19 protein-coding genes and 1 pseudogene are annotated in these 26553 nt (G+C 41.5%); 12 read left to right on the plus strand and 8 right to left on the minus strand.

The genetic code is table 11. The features are described from left to right. Nucleotides 1-32 precede the first annotated feature (32 nt). Both AC1F2U_RS20245 and AC1F2U_RS20250 read right to left on the minus strand, forming a co-directional pair. A complete protein-coding gene (locus AC1F2U_RS20245) occupies nucleotides 33-5480 on the minus strand; it encodes a beta-ketoacyl synthase N-terminal-like domain-containing protein (protein WP_480262709.1) in 5448 nt (1815 codons plus the stop codon). A gap of 223 nt (nucleotides 5481-5703) precedes the next feature. Beyond that, a pseudogene (locus tag AC1F2U_RS20250) lies at nucleotides 5704-5982 on the minus strand (hypothetical protein). Between the two features lie 1330 nt (nucleotides 5983-7312). Here AC1F2U_RS20250 and AC1F2U_RS20255 point away from each other — a divergent pair. From AC1F2U_RS20255 to AC1F2U_RS20285, 7 genes are all read left to right on the plus strand, one after another. Continuing rightward, entirely contained in the window at nucleotides 7313-8521 is a 1209-nt protein-coding gene (locus AC1F2U_RS20255) for an ABC exporter membrane fusion protein (protein WP_480262710.1), read from the plus strand. 74 nt (nucleotides 8522-8595) lie between these two features. Next, nucleotides 8596-9774, plus strand: a complete 1179-nt coding sequence (gene devC, locus AC1F2U_RS20260) for an ABC transporter permease DevC (protein ID WP_480262711.1) — start codon at nucleotides 8596-8598, stop codon at nucleotides 9772-9774. A 204-nt stretch (nucleotides 9775-9978) separates the two neighbouring features. Continuing rightward, on the plus strand, nucleotides 9979-10983 hold the full coding sequence (locus AC1F2U_RS20265; RefSeq protein WP_480262712.1) for an NAD-dependent epimerase/dehydratase family protein: 1005 nt from the start codon (nucleotides 9979-9981) through the stop codon (nucleotides 10981-10983). A 216-nt stretch (nucleotides 10984-11199) separates the two neighbouring features. Further along, nucleotides 11200-12183 (plus strand): glycosyltransferase family 2 protein, encoded by a 984-nt coding sequence (locus AC1F2U_RS20270; protein WP_480262713.1) that lies wholly within the window; start codon nucleotides 11200-11202, stop codon nucleotides 12181-12183. A gap of 102 nt (nucleotides 12184-12285) precedes the next feature. Next, entirely contained in the window at nucleotides 12286-12753 is a 468-nt protein-coding gene (locus AC1F2U_RS20275; RefSeq protein WP_480262714.1) for a DUF2141 domain-containing protein, read from the plus strand. Nucleotides 12754-12918: 165 nt separating this feature from the next. After that, complete coding sequence (locus tag AC1F2U_RS20280) at nucleotides 12919-14178, plus strand: glycosyltransferase family 2 protein (protein WP_480262730.1); 1260 nt, start codon at nucleotides 12919-12921, stop codon at nucleotides 14176-14178. A gap of 761 nt (nucleotides 14179-14939) precedes the next feature. After that, entirely contained in the window at nucleotides 14940-16223 is a 1284-nt protein-coding gene (locus AC1F2U_RS20285; RefSeq protein WP_480262715.1) for a glycosyltransferase, read from the plus strand. Nucleotides 16224-16689: 466 nt separating this feature from the next. Here AC1F2U_RS20285 and AC1F2U_RS20290 read toward each other — a convergent pair whose 3' ends face one another. Further along, a complete protein-coding gene (locus tag AC1F2U_RS20290; protein ID WP_480262716.1) occupies nucleotides 16690-17337 on the minus strand; it encodes a response regulator in 648 nt (215 codons plus the stop codon). 1658 nt (nucleotides 17338-18995) lie between these two features. Here AC1F2U_RS20290 and AC1F2U_RS20295 point away from each other — a divergent pair. From AC1F2U_RS20295 to AC1F2U_RS20305, 3 genes are all read left to right on the plus strand, one after another. Beyond that, nucleotides 18996-19364 carry a hypothetical protein gene (locus AC1F2U_RS20295; protein ID WP_480262717.1) on the plus strand — a complete coding sequence of 123 codons (369 nt, stop codon included), beginning with the start codon at nucleotides 18996-18998 and terminating at the stop codon, nucleotides 19362-19364. A 174-nt stretch (nucleotides 19365-19538) separates the two neighbouring features. Then, nucleotides 19539-19763 (plus strand): hypothetical protein, encoded by a 225-nt coding sequence (locus AC1F2U_RS20300; RefSeq protein WP_480262718.1) that lies wholly within the window; start codon nucleotides 19539-19541, stop codon nucleotides 19761-19763. A 100-nt stretch (nucleotides 19764-19863) separates the two neighbouring features. Continuing rightward, nucleotides 19864-20130 (plus strand): PIN domain-containing protein, encoded by a 267-nt coding sequence (locus AC1F2U_RS20305; protein WP_480262731.1) that lies wholly within the window; start codon nucleotides 19864-19866, stop codon nucleotides 20128-20130. Nucleotides 20131-20142: 12 nt separating this feature from the next. Here AC1F2U_RS20305 and AC1F2U_RS20310 read toward each other — a convergent pair whose 3' ends face one another. From AC1F2U_RS20310 to AC1F2U_RS20330, 5 genes are all read right to left on the minus strand, one after another. Beyond that, nucleotides 20143-20673, minus strand: coding sequence for a DUF2085 domain-containing protein (locus AC1F2U_RS20310; protein ID WP_480262719.1), 531 nt, complete (start codon nucleotides 20671-20673; stop codon nucleotides 20143-20145). Nucleotides 20674-20715: 42 nt separating this feature from the next. After that, nucleotides 20716-22827 (minus strand): bifunctional arginine dihydrolase/ornithine cyclodeaminase, encoded by a 2112-nt coding sequence (gene argZ / locus AC1F2U_RS20315; protein ID WP_480262720.1) that lies wholly within the window; start codon nucleotides 22825-22827, stop codon nucleotides 20716-20718. Nucleotides 22828-23044: 217 nt separating this feature from the next. Next, nucleotides 23045-23167, minus strand: coding sequence for a hypothetical protein (locus tag AC1F2U_RS20320; RefSeq protein WP_480262721.1), 123 nt, complete (start codon nucleotides 23165-23167; stop codon nucleotides 23045-23047). 217 nt (nucleotides 23168-23384) lie between these two features. Then, a complete protein-coding gene (locus tag AC1F2U_RS20325; RefSeq protein WP_480262722.1) occupies nucleotides 23385-24956 on the minus strand; it encodes a DUF1565 domain-containing protein in 1572 nt (523 codons plus the stop codon). Nucleotides 24957-25269: 313 nt separating this feature from the next. Further along, on the minus strand, nucleotides 25270-25425 hold the full coding sequence (locus AC1F2U_RS20330) for a hypothetical protein (RefSeq protein WP_480262723.1): 156 nt from the start codon (nucleotides 25423-25425) through the stop codon (nucleotides 25270-25272). Between the two features lie 51 nt (nucleotides 25426-25476). On the opposite strand from AC1F2U_RS20330, the gene AC1F2U_RS20335 reads away from it, so the two are divergent. Together AC1F2U_RS20335 and AC1F2U_RS20340 are read left to right on the plus strand one after the other, a co-directional pair. Next, the gene (locus tag AC1F2U_RS20335) at nucleotides 25477-26157 is read left to right on the plus strand and encodes an SDR family oxidoreductase (protein ID WP_480262724.1); all 681 of its coding nucleotides are present in this window, start codon (nucleotides 25477-25479) and stop codon (nucleotides 26155-26157) included. 90 nt (nucleotides 26158-26247) lie between these two features. Further along, on the plus strand, nucleotides 26248-26487 hold the full coding sequence (locus AC1F2U_RS20340) for a hypothetical protein (RefSeq protein ID WP_480262725.1): 240 nt from the start codon (nucleotides 26248-26250) through the stop codon (nucleotides 26485-26487). The last annotated feature ends 66 nt before the right edge of the window (nucleotides 26488-26553 follow it).

Here is a 26553-nt window from a genome sequence, read left to right on the forward strand (position 1 = left end):
GTTAAGAAACGAGTTTTTTAGCCGGAACGGGTTTAATCGGCGATAATGGTGACTCGTCCTTGTGAACCGTAGCCAACTTCACTTATATAAAGGTTGGGGTCGTGAAGTTCGGCGATGATGTTTTGTACTGATTGTTTAGCGTCAAGTCTGGGGCTTAGGTCGATCGCACGAGTAAATACCTTTGGCCATTCCCATCTCAGAGTTTTGGTTAATCCAAATAAACCAGCGCCGATCGCACCGAAGTTGACTTTGTACTCTAAACCGAAGGCTCCATCAAGGTGAGCTACTGTGCAGAAACAACTACGTCCATGTTTTGCAGCTTCGTTTAGAGAAGGTTTGAGGTGTTTCGCCATCAAAAATACGTGCTTGACGATCGCCTTTTCCGATTCGTTATAAGAAATACTTCCGGTATGATTTCCTACAAACATTGGATGTAAGTGGATGAAGGCCCCAATCGTTCCGCAGTGAGATGCGATCGCTTGCAATTGTTGTTGAAGATGTTCTTCACTCAAGTTTGCTAAGGTGACGCGGGTTACTCCTGTAGGTAAAGGCGCTTGTTGGGCGATCAGCGATTGGGGAAAGCTGATAACTACTACCTTCCAGCCTTTCTCGATTAGGGATTCAGTTAATTTATAGGTGGTGAGGGAACCATCATCGGTGATTAAACCGATGTGTCCCTCTGGTAACGTAAAATCCAAATAATCGGGCTGTGGTAGACTTCTGAGTTTGACGAGATGGCGCTGGATATTATGCTCTAATTCCGGTGGCTGCTGTTGGACAAACTCAGGTTCAGACTTTTTTTTTTCACCTCCAGCCAACTGCTGTAGGTAATCAACTATTTGACCGATGGTGCGGAGATCGCCGAGTTCTTCGATATTCGGTTTGGGTAAGTTGGGGTACATTTCTTGCATCGCCCCTAAAATTTCTACCCGTTTAATCGAGTCAATCCCTAAATCAGCTTCCATGTCCATTTCCAGTTCCAGCATCTCTACTGGATAACCGGTTTTATCGCTGGTGATAGCTAACAGGGTTTCACCTAAGTTTGCAAATTCATCACTTGTAGAGAGAGCAACTTCTGGTTCTGGGGTGAATGCGACAACTATGCTTGGTTCCGGTGCAATGACTACCTCAACTACTGGTGCAGTCTCTACTGCAATCTCGGTTGCTGGTTGTATTTCGTGGACTGCAATTTCTACAGAAACACTTTTGGAAGCGTGAGATTGCAGATACTCTACAACTTGACCAATGGTGCGTTTTTCTGACAGTTCTTCTAAGTTGGGCTTGGGTAGGTTGGGGTACATTTCTTGTAGCGCCCCTAAGATTTCCACCCGTTTGATGGAATCAATTCCTAAATCAGCCTCCATGTCCATGTCCATTTCCAGCATCTCGACTGGGTAGCCGGTCTTATCGCTGGTGATGGCTAACAGGTTTTTATCCAAGTCAACAATATCGATGGTTGCGCCAGATACAGGTGCAGCAGTTGTAGGTGCTGGTTCTGGGATGAATGCAACAACTTCGCTGACTGGGGGTGAGCTAATTTTGACTACAACCTCGGCTTGGGGTTCTACTACTGGAGGAACAGGTGATGCCGCTACAGGCTCTACTGTCTCAAAAGTAGGGAGTGGAGAGAAGAGATTAGGGAGCAAAGAAGAGGAATTTTCATCCTTCTTAGAAGTAGCGGATACAGAAGTTGCAACTACAGGCTCTACAGCAGACGGGAGAGGTTCTTGGGTAACAGTTGAGCCATTTTTCGCTACAGGCTCAGTTAGAGGCAAAGGCTGGCTTTCTACTATCTTGGTAGTAGCGGGTACTGGCGCATCAGTAACAGTTGTTTCTGTTGTGAACGGAGTGAAATTGCTTAGTTTCGCTGTTAGTTGGGTTGCTCCCTCACCAGAGATGATTTGAGAATACTCTTGCTGTATGAGTTGGAAAAAGCTCTTAGTATATTCCAGCTGCTCTTGAAGATATTGCTCATGGATGCGTAGGGTTTCACCTTGTTGGGAGTGAAACTGCATCATGCTACGCTCTAAGCTCTCCATGACAACTAGCTTCATTTTGGCAGTTTCGGCTGTTGATTTACTTTCACTCAACAAAGAATTCTGCTGCTGCATCAGTTGGAAAAACGCTTTGGCGTATTCCATTTGATGGTTGAGATAAGTAGCGTGAACTTGTAAATTCTCGGCTTGATTTTCCTGAAACTGTGTCAGGAGATATTCTAAACTTGCTAAAAGTTGTTCGTAATTTGTAAGTTTTTCTGGCGTTGGTTGCATCTTAGATTCCTGGGCTGGTTGTGAAAGGGTCACAGGATTCATTTGTTGCTCTGTTTGGGTGATGACACCGTTTATTGCTGGGGTGGATTTTTTATGTCCGTTACTCTCGATCGCTGCGAGAGGTGGAGTTACACCTGGACTGCTAAATAAAGGAGCCGCTTCAGAATATTCGGGAGTGGGTAATGTGACTTTATGCCCATCTTGTAAAGCTAGAGCGAAGGCATTTTTCGTTTTTTCGGATCTGTAGTTTATGCCGTTTAAACGGACATTTAATGTCTTCTTCGTCTCAATTGGGGGGATAGTTTGGGGAAGTTGGTAAGGATCGAGGTTATTCAAAGCCATACCAATTACCCGCAACTGCACAACTGCTTCTCGCAAAGAGCGATCGCTATTCTTTTGAACGCTAGGGTTCAAAGATACGGTGATATGAGGGCGATCGCCAAGGATATCTTTGACTAAGTTGGTCAAAATTCTTCTCGGCCCAAATTCCACAAAGCAAGTACCACCCGCCGCATAGATATTTTCAATTTCCTGCTTAAACAGCACCGAGTTGGAAAGGTGCGTTTCCAGAATCTTTTGAATACCTTGGGGTTCCTTGGGATACTGCTTACTGGTAACGTTGCTGTAAACAGGGATTTTGGGACTTTGGAATTTGACAGACTTGGTAGCGATCGCAAAGGATTTCTGAGCAAAGGCGATTAGCGGTGTATGGAACGCTGCTGATACAGGTAACAATACAGCTGTATATCCTTTCTCGTGTAAAGCCTCTTTGATTCTCGCTATTTCTGCGGTAGGCCCAGCTAAGACAAATTGAGTCGGAGAATTTTGATTAGCGATCGCAACTTGCGGAAAATGTCTCAGCACTGCTTCGACTTTGCTGATATCTTCTTTAACAGCCAGCATACTTCCCGCATCATGATCCGGGTCTTCAGGTGCAGCCATTGCTTGACCCCTAGCTTTCACTAAGAACAAGTAATCTTCTGTACTCAAAACCCCCGCAGCCCATAGCGCTGTTAGTTCACCAAAGCTATGTCCCGCCACAAAATCTGACTTGAACCCAGCTTGTTGCAGAATGCTGTACATCCCTGCACTCAACACCCCGATGGCTGGTTGAGCATATTCTGTGCGTTGCAAGGCAGCAATTTGGACATTTTTTTCTGCCTCTCCAAACACAGGATGAGGAAAAACGATTTCTGACAACGGCTGCAAATTATCTTTGAGCAATAGGCTATCCATATAACCATGAAGACGGCGCATCAAAGGAAAATTCATCACCAGTTCGCGTCCCATCTCCAAGTATTGCGAACCTTGCCCAGAAAATAGGGAGACAACTTTTCCGCCCAACTCCATACCAGAGGAACGGTAATAAATCCCTTGGGGATGCTCCCAAGATGCTGCTGTTCCTTTGTGTTTCAGCCACTCAATGCTAGTTTGCAATAACTTGCAAGCTTCTTCGAGATTCTCAGCTACAAACCCAAATCTGGCAGCAGAGAGAGGAATTTGTTGTGATTTGCACTCATTGACTAATTGCGCGTAATGTGTAGGTGCATCTGGCGATCGCAACTTACCTAAAATGTCTTCAGATTTGCTCAACAATTGGTCTACTGTAGGAGCAAACAACAGCACTTCACTAGCATCACTGTGTAAGCGGTAAGCGGCGTTTTGGTCAGCTTCATATTCTTCCAAAACAACGTGATAGTTAGTTCCGCCAAATCCAAAGGAACTTACACCTGCGCGTCTTGGTGCTTCCCCTTCTGGACGAATCCAAGGTCTGGTTTCGGTATTCAAATAAAAGGATGAATTTTTAATGTTGAGTTTGGGGTTCGGCTCGGTGATGTTAATTGTGGGCGGTAATACTTTGTGATGTAAAGCCAAAGCAGTTTTAATCAAACTCGCCGCACCCGCAGCCGCTTTTGTGTGTCCGATTTGTGATTTCACACTACCCAAAGCGATATGCTGCTTTTTGTCATCATGTACATCAAAGAAGTCTTTTAAAGAACCGAATTCTGTCGGATCTCCAGCCATTGTACCTGTACCATGTGCTTCCATCAAACCAACGGTAGCGGGGGAGAAGCCGGCATCTTCATAAGCACGTTCTAAGGCTTTAACTTGACCTTCTTTGCGCGGAGCATAAATGCTCTTATAACGCCCATCGCTGGAAGTACCAATACCTTTAATTACGGCATATATTTTATCGTTGTCCCGTTCAGCATCTTCTAACCGTTTGAGGACAATCATCCCGATACCTTCACCTAGCATCATCCCATCAGATTTAGCATCGAAAGGTTTGACATTTTCACTAGGAGAAACCGCCGGTGTTTTGCTAAAGGAGATGTAAGCCATGATGGTGTTATCGGTATCAACACCACCAGTTAGCATCATGTCTGAACGATGCTCAACTAGTTCGCTAATTGCCATTTTCAAAGCACCAAATGAACTAGCGCAAGCAGCATCAACTACACAATTCATTCCGCCAAAATTTAGGCGATTGGCAATTCTACCCGCGACTACATTCGCTAACATTCCGGGGAAAGCGTTCTCATCCCACTTCACATAAGCGCTTTTGATTTTATCAACGATTTTTTGGGTATCTTCATCAGATAAACCACTGCTTTTGAGCGCTTTTTCCCAAATCGGATATTCCAATCTCGCAGAAAGTGGCATTCCTAATTGCTTGGCCATAGCCACGCCTAAGATTACCCCAACCATTTCGCGGTTAAAATCACGTTTTTCGCCATAACCTGCATCTTCCATCGCCTCTTTCGCAACTACTAAACTTAATAGTTGCGATACATCTGTGACTTCTAAAATGCTGGGAGGTATGCCGAATTCCATCGGGTTAAAATCAACCTCTGGAAGAAACCCACCTCTTTTACAGTAGGTTTTATCTTCAGTAGTTCTAGGATTCGGATCGTAATAATCTTCAACACTCCAGTGAGTGGGAGGAACATCAGTAATACAGTCAATTTTGTTTACTATATTTTGCCAGTATTCCCGCAAATTTCTGGCTTGAGGTAATAGAGAAGCCATTCCAACAATGGCTATAGGATTGTGTTGTAATTGTCTGTTAATTCTGTTAATTGACACTGATTTATCTGATTTGTCTGATTTCATGTTTTTTTCCTCTATAGACCTCATCACAGCCTTCTCACAATTATTGATAAGGCTTTCTAACTCCGCTAAGGCAGTATTAATTGAATAAGCAGACATAGGGCATAGTTAGTACTGTGGATTGTGTAGCTACAGTAATTCTGTTGCCTACTAAATAATGAAAATCTCTCGTCTTCTAAGCAGCTAGCCATCCTATCTGTGCTAAATGCTTTTCTCCAAATCGACACCACACGATACATACTGCCCTCATAAAGCCTTAGATTTATAGGCGACTTTGGCATATTGCGTAGGCGTAGCCCGTCGTAGACATCGCGAAAAAATGTTATCCAACGCTAGACTCTTGATATTGTGGCAATAGGTCGATGACGTTGTTAAAACTGGTAAAATAGTTTTGGAGTGTAATAGCTGCTTGACCAGTGAATTCAATCCATTTGTAATAGTAGAGATTTTGAGCAATGGTATCCTACTGGAGCGAGGAAAACTGAAGAGTAGCTAAGGAAACAGAAACGTTTTTTTCACTCGAAACCGTTTGATTATCTAGCCTAAATACAGCAACATAGCTGGTGTTAATAAAAACGTTCTGTATCTCAATCAATGTCATAGCCAGTTTCAGCATCCAGGATAATATATTTTATGGGATTTGATCCAGTGAAGTTGACAAGTTCGTTACAGAAAAGACACCACTTTAATCCGAGTTTATGTAGCTTCAAAAATTAATTAAACGACCGCGATGTAATGACAAAGCAGTTATCTTTAGTTATTTTTAATTTCAAAATTTTAATTAAATAACTAGTTTGTATAACTACTTTAAAGCATTGAATTAATAAAAACACTAGCATACTTTACAGAAACTAAATCATTCCTTTAAACTTATTTTATAAATACCCTTATGCTATTACTGATATAAATTTTGAATAAAATTTTGCATAAAAGTATAATTAATGACTGCATAAATATGTGGCGTTTTTGATATATACGGGTTAAACATCAATATTCTCTTGCTTAAGTTAACACTACAAATCTGTTGTCTAGTAAGTTACAATTCAATGAATACATAGATAAATAGAATAACTATAAGTATTATTTCTCAGAGAAGCATCATAATTGAGTCAAAATTTTTGGTTATTTTTTAATATAAGTCAAGTAAAAAAGCAAAGTTGTTATTTATAAAGCAAATATTAATTTTAAATATGTTGCTTGGTAAACATAATATGAGTTAAATGAATTTTCAGTAAACAGTAAACTTAAGCAAAGCTCAGGTTTTGTATCTCATTTACCACTGACCTGCTCTGCAATCAATTACAGGGGTAATAGCTTAAGTAAGGGCAATTCATCAATGACCCCTATTAGAAATTGCTAGAAGAATGTCTTATATTACACAACCTCGATAATAATAATCTGTTAGTAATATCAAATCTGCTTAATAACGAACTATTTGTAGGTATTCACTTGCTAGACAATAGATTAGCGATTGGTATATTTTTTCAGCACCTCATCTGGCTGTGGTGAAATATTGTAGTGAGAGAATCAGGATTTATGCAAATTAAAATAGTTGACAAAAATAAACTTCCAGTCCATACTTAATAACAAGTTTATCCAGGTTTTGATTTCATTTTTATTAGCGCTTAGTTGTTCTTGAAAGTTAAGTTTTCTGGCTAGCGCTATTGTATTTTACGCTACGGGATTAGATGACAAAATAGGATATAACTTAGGAAGCTTTGAAGTAACACGCCATTAATTTTCACGCCACAATAGTAAGTTTGGGCGGTAAAAGCGTACAACAATTCATATAAAACAAATTTAGACCCATCCACTTGATTAAGGTAGAAACCCTAGAGGAAAAGCCCTCTTGGTAATTTGCGGATGAGTCCATTGTAATCGACTAAATATAACCAAGATATTCTCTAAAAAAGCAGAATTGGAATGAAAATATGGCAGTAAATAAAGAAAGTCGATTATTCAGAAAACCCGTAGGCCGATCGCAAGTAATTTTAGCAGCTTCTCTCACTTTAGCGGCTGGATTAATCGCTTTCTATAGTTTGACACCCTATTGGTCTAAACCGAAAGTTGTGACAGCGCCAGCTAATCCTCCCAAAGCTGCCACGCCTGCGAAAGTTGCTGTGACTGCCTTGGGACGTTTAGAGCCAGAAGGCGAAATTACTACTTTGACTGCTCCCACTTCTAATAATGGGGTGCGAGTAGACAGACTGTTAGTGAAAGAAGGAGATGCGGTTAAAGCAGGGCAATTATTGGCCTATCTCGAAAATTATGGTCGTTCTAAAACCGCATTGCAACAGGCTTTAGACCAGCTACAAGTTGCCAAAGCTAAATTGGCGCAAGTTAAATCTGGAGGTAAAACCGGAGATATCGATGCTCAAAAGGCTGCGATTGCCCGGTTAGAGCCACAATATAAAGGAGACGTTGCCACACAACAGGCGACAATCGACCGCATCCAGGCAGAAGTAGACAACGCTCAAGCCGAGAATAATCGCTATCAGCAATTATATAAACAAGGTGCGATCGCGGCTTCTGTAGCAGATACCAAAGCTTTGCAACTAAAGACTACACAACAACAACTAACAGAAGCTCAAGCCACCCTCAAGCGAACTCAAGACACATTCCAAGAACAACGTAAGCAAGCACAAGCGCAACTCACCAGTATTAGCGAAGTGCGTAGCGTAGATGTTCAAGTTGCACAAACCGAAGTCAATAGTGCCACAACTTCTGTTCAACAAGCAAAAGCCGACTTGGATTTAAGTTACATCAAATCTCCCATAAATGGCAAAATTTTGAAAATTCACGCCAAAACTGGAGAAGTAATTAGCACTACCAGAGGATTTGCTGAAATAGGTAAGACATCTCAAATGTATGTGATTGCAGAGGTGTATCAAACCGATGTTCAAAAAGTGCGTGTAGGACAAAAAGCCACAATTACCAGCACTGCATTTACTGGAACAATAAAAGGAACTGTAAAAGAGATTGGTTGGCAAGTTGACAAACAAAGCATCTTTAGCCTCAACCCTGGTTCAGATACAGACCGCAGAATAGTTGAAGTGAAAATCTCCATCGATAATCCCGCAGATAGTGAAAAGGTCGCTCGTTTAACTAACTTACAAGTCGATGTCGCCATTCATATTTAGTCATAGGGCATTGGTCATTAACAAATGACAAATGACAAATGACAAATGACAAATGACAAATAATAAATAAATCCATGATTTTCAAAATTCCTTTAGCATGGCTACAGCTAGCCCAGCAAAAAGTTCGTTTATTAGTAGCTGTAGCCGGGATTGGTTTTATTGTGCTGCTAATGTTTGTGCAACTTGGTTTTCAAGATGCCCTTTATTCCAGTGCAACCGCAGTCCATCAGAATCTCAAAGGAGATTTATTTTTAGTTAGTTCACAATATAAATCTTTGACCTCAAATCAAAGTTTTTCGCGGACTCGTTTGTACCAATCTCTGGGGTTTGATGGCGTGGAGTCAGTTAGTCCCATGTATTTGCAATTTGCCAAATTGAAAAATCCGGCAACTGGTGAGAAATATTCAATATACGTTATTGGTTTCGATCCAGGTAGACCTGCGATCAATCTACCGGAAGTTGAAAAAAATTTAGATAAACTCAAAACTCCCGATGTTATGCTTTTTGACCGGGGTTCTCGCCCAGAGTTTGGCCCAATAGCTGAAAAATTTAATGCGGGGGAAACTGCACAGACAATTGAAATATTTCCCTTCAATTCATTAATTGGTTATCGAGTGAGAATTGGTGGCTTATTCACATTAGGCCCTTCCTTTGGTGTAGACGGAAATTTACTTGTTAGTGACTCCACTTTTTTGAGGATAAATCCTAATACTCGTCCGGCAGATATGATAGATATTGGCTTGATTTCCCTCAAACCTGGTACTAATCCAGAAACAGTACTGAAAAATTTACAAGCAAGTTTGCCTAATGATGTCCAAGTTTTTACCCGCCAAGGCTTCATTGATTTTGAAAAAAAATATTGGGCTGTCAGAACACCCATTGGTTTTATTCTTAACTTGATGTTGACAATGGCTGCGGTGGTTGGTGTAGTTATTGTTTATCAAATTCTTTATAGCAATATTGCTACACAGTTCGTTGCTTACGCCACTTTAAAAGCCATAGGTTATGCCAATAGCTATTTATTAAATGTGGTATTTCAGCAAGCTTTGATTTTGGCAATTTTAGGTTATATCCCAGGATTTATTACTTCTGTTTTGTTATATAGTTTTGCCGCTGAAGCAACTAAACTGCCAATAGTTATGACCACTAATAATGCAGTGATTGTCTTAACTTCAACAGTTTTAATGTGTATCACTTCAGGAGCGCTTGCTATCAATAAACTTCGCTCCGCAGATCCGGGAGATATTTTCTAGTTATTTAGTAGCAAAATAATTTAATTATTTTGCCATGAACTAACCCGATAGCTAAGTATTAGTGCAGCCTCTTCACAGAAAAATTCTTCTTATACCAAGTTTAGATTTTAGATTAAAAGTATTTACCAATATTTAAATTTTGTATTACTTAAAATCTTTTGTCTAACAAATCAAATTCACCTATTTAACAATAATTTCGATTTTATGAACCTCAAAGACAAAACTCTCCTAATTACCGGGATTAATGAATTTGTCGGTTTGCGTACAGCCGAGTTAGCCATAGCGCAAGGGATGAAAGTTCGTGGACTACAAAGCTCTACAGAACAGAACAAACAATTACAGAATTTAGGTGTAGAGGTAATTATTGGTAGTATCACCGATTCTACTATTGCTCAAAAGGCTTGTCAGGGAGTAGATATCGTTTTACATACAGAGCAAATTGCTGAAGAAGCTGGTGCAATTAAGCATTTTCGTGATGTGAATGTTGGTGGTACTGTCAACATGGCTAAAGCCGCTAAACAAGCTGGTGTCAAAACATTTGTACATCTTTCCAGTGTGATGGTTTACGGTTTTAACTATCCTGATGGTGTTACAGAATCCGGCCCACTCTCTGGCGAAAATAATCCCTACTGTCAAACGAAAATCGAAGCTGAAATCGCACTCTTAGAACTTAATAATCCCTCAGATTTTGGTATCATCATTATTCGAGCCGGAGACGTTTACGGCCCTGGAAGTATTCCCTGGATAGTTAGACCAATTCTGATGATGCGCCAAAAATTATTTGCTTGCGCCAATGATGCTAAAGGAGTAATCAATCATATATATATAGATAACTTGATTGATGGCATCTTTCTCGCGATAGAAAAAGAAATCTACGGTGAAATATTTAATATCACCGATGGACAAGAAACTTCCTGGAAAGAGTATTTTATGCGTTTAGCAGCAATGGAAGATTTACAAGCGCCCCTTTCATTATCAAAAGATGAAATCAAATTGTTTCTAAAGCTACGTGTTCAAGGACAAAAACTGTTTCGGAAAAAAGTTGATATCCTACCAGAGTCCATAGATTTTATGACTCGTCCTTACGCTTGTTCCATTGCCAAAGCCCAAAATCTGTTAAATTACAAACCAGCAGTTGACCTAGAATTAGGTATGCAGCAAACACATGAATGGCTGCAAAAAACAGATATTCAAAGCTTGATGAAATAGTTCACATATTTTAGGGAATTCAGGAGTCAGGAGTCAGAATTAAGAATGATTGCAAAAATAAGAAGCTAAAAGACACTTGATTTACTTGAAATCATCAAGCTTGGTATCAAATTTTTCTTAATTGTGACTCATGGGTTTTTAATTCTGACTTTTTATGTTGCATCTACCTTACTAAAGCATACAATAATCCCCAGATTTTCCGAATACTTGTTTTCTATGAGTAGCAATCAGCCACGATTGAGCATCGGATTACCTGTATACAATGGTGAAAAATTTATCAAAGAAGCCATAGATTCACTCTTGGCTCAGACCTTTGAAGATTTTGAACTTATTATTTCAGATAATGCATCGACAGATAAAACTGAGGAAATTTGTAGAGCTTATGCCGAGCAAGACCAACGTATTTGTTACTACCGCAATGACACGAATATCGGTTGTGCTGGTAACTTTTATCGCGTCTTGAAACTATCTTCGGGTGAGTATTTTAAATGGGCAGCCCATGACGATCTACATTCTCCAGATTTTATCAAGAAGTGTGTCGAGGTACTTGACCAAGATCCTACTATAATCTTGTGTCACTCCCAGGCATATTTCATTGATGAACAGGGGAATTTTATCCAAAATTACGATATCAAAGTCAAGGCAGATGCACTAAAACCACACGAGCGATTTCACGAATTGCTGACCAAGCATTTATGCAATCAATGTTACGGGGTAATTCGTGCTAGTGCTTTGAAAAAAATACCGCCTATGGGTGGTTACGGTAATGCAGATGGAATTCTGTTGTTAAGACTTGGTATTCTCGGTAGGTTTTATGAAATCCCTGAATACCTGTTTTTCTTCAGAAGTCATCCGCAACAATCAATGAGTATGTTTTTTCCCAATTATTTGTTGTTAACAAATGCAAATCAAAAATCATTCTTGAGTATGCTGCCTGATTTTTATGCGTATACAGTGTGGTTTGATTCAGCAAAGAAAGGACAAATTTTATTCCCACATTGGAGAATAATCTGGGAGTACATACTCTCTATATGGCATAGTCCCCTGACTTTTAATGAACGGCTATGTTGTCATATAAGTCTACAACAGCAGTTAAAAGGGACAGAATATCTTTTGCTGAAAGATTTGCTAAGTGTGCTGCAAGTACTTTGGAAAGGTTGGAAAACAGCATTCGTGAAAAAAGAGCAAATCATTCTTTGAAAGAGCCAGTTTACAAATAAAAGCTGGCGATCGCTACGCCAATGTCTGTGACAAACGCAGCTTTCTATCAATCCCAAAATAACCTATTCTGACTACAAAATTATGCTGAAACTATCTCAACTATCTCATGTTTTGCTTGCTACTTTAGTGAGCATCAGCTTTGCTAAAACAGTGAACGCAGAGTCAACTGCAACACTTAATGTTGTGGTAAATGGAATACATCACAAAAAAGGTGAGATTTGCTTCAGAGTTTATGCAAATGAAAAAGGATTTCCAATGAGTAGTACTAGTGAAGCTCAAAGTGGCTGCGCTAAGATTACTGGCACTTCTGTAAAAAAAGAATTCTCCGGTTTGAAACCTGGAACTTATGCTGTCGCTGTGGTTGACGATCAAAATGGCGATCGCAAACTCAATAAAGACTTTTTCGGTATTCCCAAAGAAGGTTTTGGAATTTCCAAAAATCCAACTGTGTCTATACAAACAGGTACACCAAAGTTTCGTGATGCCAGTTTTGTTGTCAACAAAAATACAACAGTCAACATCATTCTGAAATATTCGCTGGATTCGTAAAGAGACTGGGGACTGGGGATGAGGGACTGGGGATGAGGGAGACAACGGAGACAAGGGGAACAAGGGGATAAAGAAAGTGTTTTCCCAATCCCCAATGCCCCATCCCCATGCCCCATGCCCAATGCCCAATGCCCAATCCCTTATCCTACGGAGACTAAAAATTTAATGGAAGATTTGGCAATATTTCTGTCTAAGTCTTTGATGGGTTGGCTGGTTATTCAGGTGTGTTTTACGCTTGTCTTTATATGGTATCTGCGCTCGTCTAAAAAAAACTTATTGCCAGACGATCAGCTACCCAAAACAGCAGTAATTCTTTGTCTACGCGGAGCCGATCCGTTTTTGCCTAGATGTTTGCGATCGCTCCTAAATCAAAACTATCCACAGTATGATTTAAAGTTGATCGTTGATAGTCACGAAGATCCCGCTTGGAAAATTGCTAGTGAAACCATCACTGAGCAAGAAGCGACTAATGTTCAAATTAGCCCTTTGAGAATAGTACGCAACAATTGTAGTCTCAAATGCAGTTCTTTAATCCAAGCTGTCCGAGAGTTGGACGACTCCTACAAGGTGGTTGCTTTAGTAGATGCTGATACTATAGTTCATCTGAATTGGCTGCGAGAATTAGTCAGTCCTCTAGGCGATGCGAAAGTCGGCGCAACAACCGGCAATCGGTGGTACGTGCCAACAGGTAGGTATTGGGGTTCTTTAGTGCGGTACGTCGGCAATGTGTCTACAGTAGTGCAAATGTTTATCTTTCAGATTCCTTGGGGTGGAACTTTGGCTGTAAAAACAGAAGTGCTTCGCCAAACAGAACTGCTAGATAAGTGGGGACAAGCTTTAGGCGAAGATTTTATGATGCACGACATCCTGAAAAAACATGGTTTTCAAGTAAAGTTTGTGCCTTCGCTGCTAATAGTCAATCGTGAAGAGACTGATTTATTCAACTTAGTAGACTATCTCAAGCGCCTTATCCTCTTTTCTCGACTGTATCATCCCCGTTGGTTGGCTCTTGTGAGTGAAGCTGTTTCTAGCATTTTGTTTCCGACTCTACTAAGCGTGTTAGTTCTAGAGTCGCTGTTAGAAGCAAAATGGGAAGCTGCGGCTCTTTTGTTAGTCTGCTATGGAGTTTACACTGTCGGATTACTCTTGATAATGCTGGTGTTGGAATTAGAAATACAGCGAGTGGTTCGCTCTAATGACCAAGCGATCGCCAAATTATCAGCTGCTACAATCATTAAAATGTTGATTGGGATTCCGTTGACACAGTGGGTTTATGGGTTAGCGATGCTATCATCCCTGTGGACTTCAACAGTTACCTGGCGCGGTGTCAGCTATCGGGTTCAAGGGCCTTGGAATGTCCGCCTGGTGGAATATCGCCCTTATCAATGGTTGGATCAACCGATTAATAGCAAGGTTTCTCTTTGAATTAAATCGCTAAATATCAACTAGGGCATGAAAGTTATTACACTAAACATTCCCTAGTCTTCAAATTATATTATCTTATATTTAGTAGAAGTATATTAGCTATAACCCTTGTAAAAATATACGTTTTTACTTGTTGATTATCAAAACGTATTTACATTTTTTACAAGGGTTTAGACAAATATATTAAGGGGAATTTTGACTTAGCAGTTTGGATGTTTTGATAGTTTTTAACCCAGGTTTATATACAGGTTTGCAATTGAGTCTACTTAACTCCTAACCTTTTCCTTACCTTTCTCTAACTCTCTCCTAAAAGCTACGGTGTACGCACATCTTGGTAATGAAGCCCAAACCCTGAATTTACCCCCCTTATAAAGGGGGGAGATCGGAAATCTAGTTCCCTCCCCAATGCATCAGGGAGGGTTAGGGTGGGGTAAAACCCTGGTTAATCAGCTATTTCAGACTTGTGTGTATACCGTGGATTAAGAAGATAGGAAAGCGGAAAACCTTTGTTGCTGGAAGAGAGTAAGCCTCAAGGCGTCTCTTCTAGAAGGAGAGATGTCAGAATCTATTGCACACAAACTAGAAGCACTATAAACATCCACTTCACAATCTAAAATTTCAGCTATTTGACAATGCGTAAATCCTTAGTCTAACTGTATCAGTGGGAATTTCTGAGCCAAATAATCAGGATGTTAATGAAACATTTGCTGCGTAAATCCTAAGTTAAAAACCAGCAATTTTCTGAAATATTCCCTTTTATTATGACTAAGCAAAAACTTCGCATTGCACTGTTTACAGGGTTATACGCTCCTTTCTTAACTGGTGTTTCCGTTGCAGTACATCAACGAGTTCGTTGGTTGTTAGAGCAGGGACATGAGGTTTTTCTAATCCATCCGCAAATCAACGATCGCTACCCCAAAAATGTCGGCGATCGCCCTATGGTAGGTTTAGAGGAAATTCAGTCTTTCCCCAATTTCTCTGCTTACGCATTCCCCACAGAACCACTGCTGTTTTATAAGTCTCTTCCTCAACCATTGAACCATCGGCATTGGAGCGATACCAAGTTGCTGGAGAAATTCAAGCCCGATATTATCGTGGTTGAAGAAGCCGCACAAATGAGAGGTTTGTACTCATTTTTCTTGCAAGGTTATGGTCGCCCTATCGGCACTCAATACGCAAAACGAACAGGCACGCCAATAATATCACTCTTCCATACAGATATCGTTGCGTATATCAAATATTATTTTGGAGACCGATTCTTCAATTTAGTTCGTCCCATCGTTCCCGTTTTAGTCAAGCAGTTTAGTGAGTCTTATGACTTCAATTACTTCTCTTCTAAAGAACAACTGGCTAAATACGAAGAACTGAAATGCCAACGCGCTGAATACGTCGCTTATCAAGGTATCGATTGCGAAAAATTTCACCCGCGAAATATTTGTTACAACCCAATTCCTAACGATAACCGACCAACTCTGTTGTTTGTTGGACGCATCACACCCGAAAAGAATGTCAACCAACTGCTTGATATTTTTCCAGTCATAGCTGCTAAAATTCCTGATGTCCATCTGGTAATTGTTGGTAGTGGCCCCCTAGATGAAGAGATCCGCGAGCGTGCTAAAAAGTTTGGATCGGGTATTACTGTATGGGGTGAGTCTCACGGTACAGAACTTCTCGGTTGGTTTGCTAGAGCGGATGTTTTTGTCAATCCCTCCGTCACCGAGAACTTCTGCACGACAAATAACGAAGCATTAGCCTCTGGAACTCCTCTGGTTGCTGTTGTTGCACCGTCAACCTCAGAACAGGTATTTCCTGGTCGTAACGGCTTCCTTGCCCAACCTAACAACCCTACAGACTTCGCCCAAAAGGTAATTGCGATTCTGGAAAATCCCGATTTGAAAGCAGATATGACTAGACACGCTCGCCCCTCTATACTCGAATTTGATTGGTCGTCATGTATGCAGAAATTTGAACACAAACTTTACCAAATTGTTGAAGGAGCGCAGAAGGTGGAGGTAAGTACAGGTAGTATAAGATCGCAGCGATAAGAAACGCGACGATCGCTAGTATCTACATACAGTACTGGCGATCGCTAGCACTGCAACTTTTTGCACCAACGAGTTTTAGGATTATTAAACACATCCGACTTGCATTGCCGTAGTTGCAGCTAATAGAAGCTGTGAGTTAATGAAACTTTGAATTTTTCCCTTTCCTATCAGGCTGCACCTTAGTTGCATCGACCTGCACCTTAGACGTATCGACTTGTACCTTAGTTGCATCGGTCTGCAACTTAGATACATCGACCTGCACCTTAGTTGCATCGGTCTGCAACTAAGTTGCATTGACTTACAACTTAGATGCATCGACCTGCAAAAATTAACACTTTACTGGCGTAACAAGAGTAGTAATGTTGGCGTAGCCCACCGTAGGTATCGTTACTACTCTTGTTAAAATCAATTATCTTAAAACTTTGCAATATAAAATATTCAAAGTAACTAAGTTGATTCACCAATACTAAACACATCCGAATCGGACTGCTGTAGTTGCAGCTTCAGTGCGATTTGTTACTCCTAACTTATTTAGTACCTGGCTGACATGATGCCTGATGGTAGAAGGACTCAGTTTCATTTGTTGAGCGATCGCTTGATTACTCAATCCTAAAGCCAGCAGTGCTAACACTTCTTCCTGGCGTTTGCTCAGTTCATAAACAGGTTGAGATGAAGCTTGGCTTGATTGCAATAACGCCTGAATTACCTCCCCTGCCAAAGTAGATTGACCGATGGTAGCAGCTCGTATGGCATCTGCTAACTCATCAATGGCAACACCTTTGAGCAGGTAGCCAATAGCACCGGCTTGCATCGCTTGCTGAACAAACTTTGTTTCTACAAAACTAGTCAAAATTAAAACCTGAACTTCTGGGTATTTTTTACGGATAGCTCTTGTTGCTTCTACTCCATTCATCCCTGCCATCATCAAATCCATCACTACCACATCTGGTTGTAATTCTTTGCATAGATTTACTCCTTCATCTCCATTACGCGCTTCACCCACTAATTTAATATCATCAAATGCCAGTAAGAGAAATTTAATACCGCATCGCACGATTTCATGATCGTCAACAATTATCATCCGAATCGGTTTCAGTGATTTTTCTTTTTTCATATATAAATTCGCAAGATTAAAGCGATTTTTATACATTCATTTTATTGTTAATTGTTCCGTCTTCAGAATTTATACGTAATATTTTTAATCTTTAATTTTTCATTTTCACCAGTCAATCACGCAATAATCCCACAATGTAGTCTCAATAGTTTCAAAATACGTTTTTTCCAAGAAAGTCAGTGCGAAAAAACATTAATATCTTACAAAGAAAAAATATGTCTTAAACCCCTACCAAAAAACACTCAAAAGAGTAAATGACAATCCTACTAGTTAACTTTATTTATGCCCAATTCCTCATTCTGTATCTTCAAAACAGTGCTTAACTAACTCAGAAGTTGTTTGAAAAGTGGTTAGCCGTGATTTTAATTGAATTACTACCCCCCTTAATCCCCCCGATGTATTGGAGGGAAACCGGAAAATTTAGTTCCCTCCCCTTTATAAGGGGAGGGTTAGGGTGGGGTAAAAAAATATTTGATACATCAATCATGACTTTTCAAACATTCCTCTCAGGACAATAGGCGACGATCGCCTCGTTCGCTATATGTCCCTCCTGTAGGAACATTCCATTTTCAGGACAATAAATCAAAGCCGATTAACCTGACTGGCGGTACTGGTGCTGACACAGAGTAACTTTACTTGTGTTTAAGTGTGTTGGGTAGGCAAATGTTTGCCCACTCTACAAATTGCCTAAATGCTTTGATTTGCACCGGGAGCATCCCACTTTTAAAATTTCCAAAGAGAAAAATAATCTCAATACCAAAGTTCTACTATATATGTCCTCTAGCTATATTTTATTCTGCAAAATAATAAGAACTGGGATGCACTCATTTGCATCTTTATTGCATTAGCTTACAACTTTGTTGTATTGGCTTGCACCTTTAATGTATTAACTTGCAACAAAGTTGTATCGACTTGTACCTTTGTTACATCGACTTGCACCTTTATTGCATCGACACGCAATTTTGTTACATCGACTTGCACCTTTGTTGCATTAAAGTTGCAAAAATTAACTTTGCTCAGTCTTTATGGAGTAGAGGCGTTGGCGTAGCCCACACTTCTCTACGAGACGCTTTGCGTAGCTTGCTTCCTCGGAGGGGTACGCCTGCGCTCTGTTACCACCGTAGGTATCGCCACTTCACTATATAGGACAAAGATCGTATTTTGGCGATTTATCTCATGTAGAGACGCGATTTATCGCGTCTAAAAAACTGGCACGTAAGAGAGACGCGATAAATCGCCGTCTCTACAAAGAATGGACTCGTCAATTATTCCTTGACAGACTACTATTTCCGACTTGTGTGTACACCGTAGCGTAGCCGAATCGGAGAGGGACAGACTTGAACGAAAGTTCAAGGCAGGGAGAGGTTGGTCGAACTTACGTTGTGTTAGATGGGCAAATGTTTGCTCGTTCTAGAAATTGGCTAGATGCATAGATTTGTAACTTTGGTACATTAGCTTACACCTTTGTTGCATTGGCTTGCAATTTTGTTGCATTGACCTGCATCCTTGATGTATTGGCTTGCACCTTTGTTGCATAGAAAAAGCAAAAATCAGCTTACCCTTTCTTTAAGCTTGTTTTATCTAAAAACTTCACCTTACTGATAGCTTTATGGTTGCAATGGGTACATTAAATATGTACCTTACAACAGTATGCTGATATGCCTACCCAAGATACAACACGCCGTTTGCGCCCTCAATTAATTAGTGAAGATGTTAATTCATGGCACGGCTTGCAAACGATCGCCACTTATCAAACAACCCGTGCTGATGCCTCTGCTACCAACTTACAGCAAGCTTATCAAGCGATGTTAACCCAGCAACAAGCCGAAACCGAGAAACTAGCTTTATACCGTGCGGCTGCTGATGCTGCGCGATTAGCAGAATGGGAATTTCACAATGCGGTATTAGCGATGAAAGAAGTTGTGCGCGGACAATATGGGTTAGATAGCGATCAAGCTCAAGCGGTAGGATTAAAGAAAAAATCAGAATACAAGCGTCCTAGCCGCAAAAAGTTAGTCGCATCATGAGCTAGGAAAAATTATCACATTTTAGATGTGTGATCGCTCTACATCTTTATACACATAACCAAGACAGCTTGATGCTTCGAGTTTGACCAAGGTTTTTTGTCCAATAGTGCGATCGCATAGCCCGTCGTAGACATCGCATTAAAATGAAACCAGAGTTCAATAGCTGGGATAATAATGGAAGTTTTTCAACCTACGACAATTGTTGATGCGTCGGGACATTTGCATCTTGATATCCCAACACAGCTAGCGCCTGGACAGGTAAAAATTGTGGTTGTTCTGAATCCGGTTGCATCAGACAGAACACAAAAATCTGATTATGATTTTTCCGATCTTGCAGGGAAATTGGTCTGGGAGGGAGATGCATTAGCAATGCAAAAGGTTCTACGAGATGAGTGGTAGTCGCTACTTATTGGATACAAATGCGATCGTAGCACTGTTACAAGGGAATTCAAAACTGCTGCAACTGTTACAAAATGCTGATTGAATCGGGATTTCGATTATTAGTCAAATTGAATTTCTAGCATTTTCTGGGTTGAGTCAGGGAGATCGCCAACTTTTTCAGCAATTTATCCAACGAGTTGAAGTTGTTAGTTTAATAGCTGATAATACGGTGTTAATTGAGCAAATTATCCAACTTCGTCAGCAGTATCGGCTGAAACTACCTGACGCAATCATCGCAGCGATGACGCTTCAGGCAGCTGCGAACCTAGTAACTGCGGATCGGGAATTTGCGAAAGTATCAACATTAGCAGTTCTTGACTGGTAGCGATCGCAAAAGTTACGCTGACGCCTTATTGTTAATGTATCGGCTGGCACCATGCCACCCATGCAATATGGGCATAGTAAACAATCCCCACGCCAAACCCGTAATCAACCCAAAAGGCGTAACCAGATAATTATTAAAACTCCATAAGCCGAAAATCTGTGCTGCCAATTCCAAAGGATAAGCCATCATCAGCACGCTAGCTAAAGCAACACCACTCCAGCCATACTTACTTAACCAGTAAAAACCTTTACCACCAGTTACGCCATACAGCAGACGAGTAATTAGCAAACCCGTGACAGTGCCGTAGCAGCGCATACATACAGCCATAATAAACGGTGGTGCTAAATCTAACCCCATATCTGGTTGCGGACATACATGATTACCCATGAAATAAATGATGTCCGCAATTCCAGGAAGCAACCACACCCCAGACGCAGCCAGAAAGGGAGCAATCGGCGGGCCAAAAACCATCCCTACCAACAAGAAATCAGCAATCAAACTAACCCAATTAACCTGCAATTCACTGAAAGCTACTCTTGTCATCTCCCTTTCTCTGCGCCCTCTGCGCCTCTGCGGTTCGTTCTCTTAACCTACCTTATTTACATAAGGACTTGTCAACTTATCCAACTGCTGAATCAACAGACTCAAGAATAATCCCACATCTGTCACCACACCCACCGATTCTACAGAACCGCGATCGCTTAACTTAGTCACTACAGCTGGATTAATATCGACACATACCATTTTCACCCCTGCCGGAGTCATATTCCCCACGCCAATTGAGTGCAGCATCGATGACAACATTAAAATCATCTCTGCACCTTCTAGGTGTTTGGCATATTGCTCCTGTGCTTGAATCAAATCCATTACGGTATCAGGCAAAGGCCCGTCATCCCGAATGGAACCCGCAAGCACAAAAGGTACATTATTGTGGACGCACTCATACATCACGCCACTTTTAATTGCTCCCGCTTCCACAGCTTTCGGAATGCTGCCATAACGGCGGATACTATTAATTACCTTCAGGTGATGGCGGTGTCCTCCATGTACGGCGACACCCCGCTTCATATCCACACCCAAGGAAGTGCCCATGATATTTTGCTCGATGTCGTGAACTGCGATCGCATTACCACCCAGCAACGCCTGTACATATCCTTCCCGAATCAGTTGCGCCAAGTGTTCGCCGCCACCAGTGTGAATCACCACAGGCCCAGCCGTGACAACTACTTTACCACCAGCATCGCGGATTTTACGCAACTCCCAAGCTACCTGCTCAACGACTAATTCCACGCGCCGTTCGCTGGAAACTCCCGCCGACATAAAGCTGAATTCTTGGGTGCTGCGGAGTTCGCGCGATTCAGTTTTGCGGATGGTGCGGATACCTAAAACATCTACAATTACCTGTTCGCCAACTTTTAAATCGCGGAGGATTTTACACCGAGCAACTAAACCTGTGGGAGTTTGGGTAATGGCGATCGCACCATCCATGCGTTGATTTTCTACCTTCACCCACAGACCGTTAATTCGCACTTCAGTGGGATAAATGGTACTAACGTAGAAATCATCAGGTGCAACGCCATCTTGAATTACTGGCTCCAGTTTGGCATCTCGCTCATCATGCGGTAAATCTACAGCACCCAAATCAATCAATCGGGAGATGATTTCTTCCATCACCTCATGGGATGGTGCTGATACTCTCACCTCGGCGGCTGAAGTACTTTGCCGTTGTTCTCCCAAATTGAAATTCAGGACTTTGAAACTTCCCCCGGCATCTATAATCAAATCCAAAGCGCGGTTAATTAAGCCAGCATCTAACAAATGTCCTTCCATGCGAATGACGCGGCTTTCTACCGAGACATTGGCATGAATTTCATCTCTAACCGGTTCTGTAACCCGCAAAGTTAAGCATTTAGCTGCACCACCGGCTTTAAGAAATTCAGTAAGTGGCGTTTCCAGCACTTGGAAACCTGCATTCGCAAGGCGAGTTTTCAAAGCATCACTCGTCTTGTTCATGATGACGATGCTATCCACATTCACCGCATTACAAGCGAAGTTGACTGCATCAGCTTCTTCAATTGCGATGCGCTTTTCTGATGCGACTCGCATTTCAATTAAGCGGTTGGAGTAAGAATCAAAAGCGCCGGGATAGTATAGCAAATAGCCATTTGCTAGAGGACAAAAACAGGTATCTAGGTGATAGAAACGTTCGTCTATTAATCGTAGAGATAGCACCTCAATATCCAGCCATTTAGCTAGATAAGGGTGAGAATCTAATTCCGAGCGGAAACCGTATCCCGCCCATAACCAGCGTCCTTCCCGATCTAGCAGTGCGTCTCCTGCTCCCTCAAAGGGCAAATCTTTGGGAAGTTCATTGACTGTATAACCATTTGCCTCAAACCATTGCTTGAAGAAAGGCTCCTCTCCCTGACGTTCCTTGTGCAAAAAGCGACTGAGGACGACATTATCGCCCAGAACCAAGCCAGCATTGGCGGTAAAAACCAAATCAGGCCAGCCTTTTTCAGGTGGTACTAAATCGACAATGGCGTGTTGTTTGAGGATTTGATGTAGTCCCTGCCACTGTTCCACGGCGCGATCGCGCGATGACTTGTGAATATTCCCTTCCATCCAAGGATTAATCACATAGTCCACATCGTAGTGGTCAGGAGGGCACATTAAAAAGCGAATCCGGGAAGTCATAAAAATCTTACAAGCGTTTTGTATGCTACAAGCTTACTTTGAATACAGATTTTTGTTTTTATACAGGTAAAATCTGCTACTAAAGCTTCTATCTTTTGATAGTTGAAGACTTCACAAAGGCTTCAACCATCAATTCTATGGTAATAATACCAATTCAAAATTAAGAAAGCCTAATTTAATCTGGGTTTCCAAGAAAGTGGGGCAAGTAAAAACACCATTAAAAGTAGCAAATATTTAGTGGCGATCGCTCCCTGATGTGGAAGAAGCGATCGTTCCGGGCTGGATTTGCCACTGGGGTGTATTTAGAGGGCGAAGCAACTAGATCGAATTCATTTAGCACCGAAATCTGTATCAAATGCTCTTAAATCTACAGTTTTATAGTATGCTAATAACAAGCAACTAACCTCTATGTTCGGCAGATATAGTCAAGCGAACGCTCATTTTCCCGGCGTTCGCTTTTAACTTTTCACCAACACCCGTGGTTTCTTGCTAGCAAAAGCCCCCGCAAGTCTTAGTGCAGCAGTGGGATAATTTGCTCCTCTGCCCCCCTGCCTTCCTCAAGCAGTTACTATATAAGACGAATCGATCGCTGCTACGCGACCAGCATCTACCAAAGCTTGATACACTATCGCCGCTACTTCAGCGCGTGTAGCATCGCGGGTAGGATTGAGTTGTTTCAAGTTTGGGTAATTGACGATAATTTCCTTGTCTATAGCTTTTGCTACCTCATCCTTGGCATATTCAGGAATCTTGGCTTGATCATCGAAAACTTTGATAGTTGCCGTACCATCACTAGATAACCCCAGTCCATTCACCAGAGAGACGATCACTTGTACGCGCTGGATATTTTTGTTGGGACTAAAGGTATTGTCAGGAAAACCAGAGAGAAATAAACCTTGATATGCCTGCTGAATCACCTTAGATGCCCAGAAGTCTGCTGGTACATCTTTGAATTTGATCGCTGCACGGCTTGGTGGTGGGTTGAAAGCTTTTACCACTATTGCCGCGAATTGTGCGCGTGTCATTGTTGCATCGGGTTTAAATGTGCGATCGGGAAAACCATTAACTATCCCCAATTTGACTAATTCCCGAATAAACCCACCTGCCCAATGATTTGCAATATCGGTTAATTCAATAGTAGGTGTTGGGGTTGGCGTTGGTGTCGGTGTTGGGATTGGAGTTGGCGTGGGTGTTGGGGTTGGGGTTGGAGTTGGCGTGGGTGTTGGTGTCGGAGTTGGCGTGGGTGTCGGTGTCGGAACCGAACTATCTGCAAACTCTATGTTTCCAGCGACTTTAGATGCATCTATTTTATTTCCTAGAGAAATCAGCTTATTGGAACTGACATTTTGCAAATCAAATTTACCGTTATTGCGTAGAGTATTGCCCCCCGGATTATTGATACTGCCGATATCTGGTAGAGCAGTTCCAATTACTGTAATCCCATCATCAGTATTATTTTCACTAACATTATTACGTAATACGGGACGGGCACTACCAGAGATGACAATCCCAGAACGGTTTTCATAAATTCTGTTATCTCGAAGGATGGGTGATGCAGTATCACTAATGGCAATGCCAAAACCTGTTTTGAAGTAGGTATTATTTTCAATTTGACCTTTAGAATTTTTAGCGATCGCAATTCCATTAGCTGCATTCTCGCTGAACACATTACCTAGAATCACTGGGTTAGCATCGCCTGTAGCAAATACTCCTTCCCGCTTATTGTTGATGAAGGTGCTATTAGCAACAGTAGGAGCAGTTGATTCAATCCAAACACCACTACCACGGCTAGCCAAATTTGTTACAGTCACTCCTCTGAGTTGCGCTTTATCCAGCAGTACAAATGTGACATTCTGACCAGCAAAAGTACGGCTCAGGTAACTACCACTTCCTTCAATTAAAATACCATTGCCTTTATTGGCTTCATTACCCACCACTGTTACGCCAGATGGAATCGTTAACGGAAAGACTTCACCGCTAGCAGCATTGTAATTACCATCTGCCAGTTGAATCTTGGTATCAACAGTAGCTACCTTCAGGGCTTGCGTAATAGTTTTGAAGGGGGCTTGTTGATTACCTGGATTGGTATTGCTGCCTGATACTGGATTTACGTAAAAAGTTTGAGCCATATTTATACTTTAATAAAATACATAGCTATCCTAGCGCTAACTATGAAAGTGGGTAGCGTTTGATGCATTAAGTAACTTAAAGTACTTCTCTCTGCAAAGTTAAAAAATTATGCAAATGCTTTTGAGTTTCACTAGTACTCGACTAGGGCGTGTTTTCAAACTACTCGTTTAGCCTTCTAATTTTTTAGATCCCCCTAAATCCCCCTTAAAAAGGGGGACTTGAAGAGATTTTTAGCCCCCCTTTTTAAGGGGGGTTGGGGGGATCTAAGACTTTTAAAACACGCCCTAGCCCAAAATTGCTAATTTCAGCAGGTCATCTTAGCAAAGTGGTAGAAGTAGCGATCGCACTTGCTTCTTGTTGACGTGCGGCTGCAATTTGCATAACGATCCTAGCAGTAGGGTTAAGAGAAGAGGCAAAGCTGGGTTGTGCATTTATTATTGGTTTACAATATGCAGGGCATTTGGTCAAAATAGCTCCCCACGAAAAGTTTGCCAATGATACGTTTAATAGCAGAAAAATATGACTAAGCTCATTTTAATTACAGGTATAAGCAAAGGTCTAGGTTATGCGATGACCGAGGGTTTTATTCAAGAGGGACATACTGTTATTGGTTGCGCTCGTTCATCAGATGCTATCCAGAAAATAAGCCAGAAGTTTAGTGCGCCCAACGATTTCACATCTGTAGACGTGGCAAATGAACAGCAAGTAAAAAAATGGGCAGAACATATACTTCATAAATATGAACCGCCAGATATAGTGATTAATAATGCGGCAATTACTAATTACCCAGCACCTTTGTGGGAAATACCATCCGAAGAATTTTCCGATCTAATAGATATCAATATCAAAGGAGTAGCGAATATAATTCGCCATTTCGTACCAGCAATGGTGAAAAACAAACGGGGTATTATTGTTAACTTTAGTTCTGGCTGGGGACGTTCGACTTCAGCCCAAGTTGCACCATACTGCGCTTCCAAGTGGGCAATAGAAGGATTAACTCGTTCTTTGGCACAAGAATTGCCGACTGGTATGGCAGCTATACCCCTCAATCCAGGGATTATTCATACAGATATGCTGTCTATTAGCTTTGGAGAAGAAGCTGCTAATTATACACCCGTGTCCGATTGGGTATTGAAAGCTGTGCCATTTATTCTCAAGTTGAAATCTAAAGATAACGGGATTCCCTTGACTGTACATTAATGTGAGTTAGAAGTCTATTTGACCTCTCCCCCAGCCCCTCTCCGTGTTGGAGCTACAGCGTACACACAAGTCTATTGATCTACACCTTTGTTGCATCGCTCTGCACCTTTGTTACATCGCCCTGCGCCTTTGTTGCATTGCCCTACGCCTTTGTTGCATTGCTCTGCACCTTTGTTGTATCGCTCTGCACCTTTGTTGCATCGCCCTGCACCTTTGTTGCATCGCCCTGCACCTTTGTTGCATCGCCCTGCACCTTTGTTGCATCGCCCTACACCTTTGTTGCATCGCTCTGCAAAAATTAACCCACCCTACGTTACACAGCAACTTTAAAAGACTTATGTGTACTCCGTAGTGGGCAGGGAGAGGGGGAAAGAATCATTCCCCCTCCCTGCCCCC

This window comes from Nostoc sp. LEGE 12454, assembly GCF_056620565.1.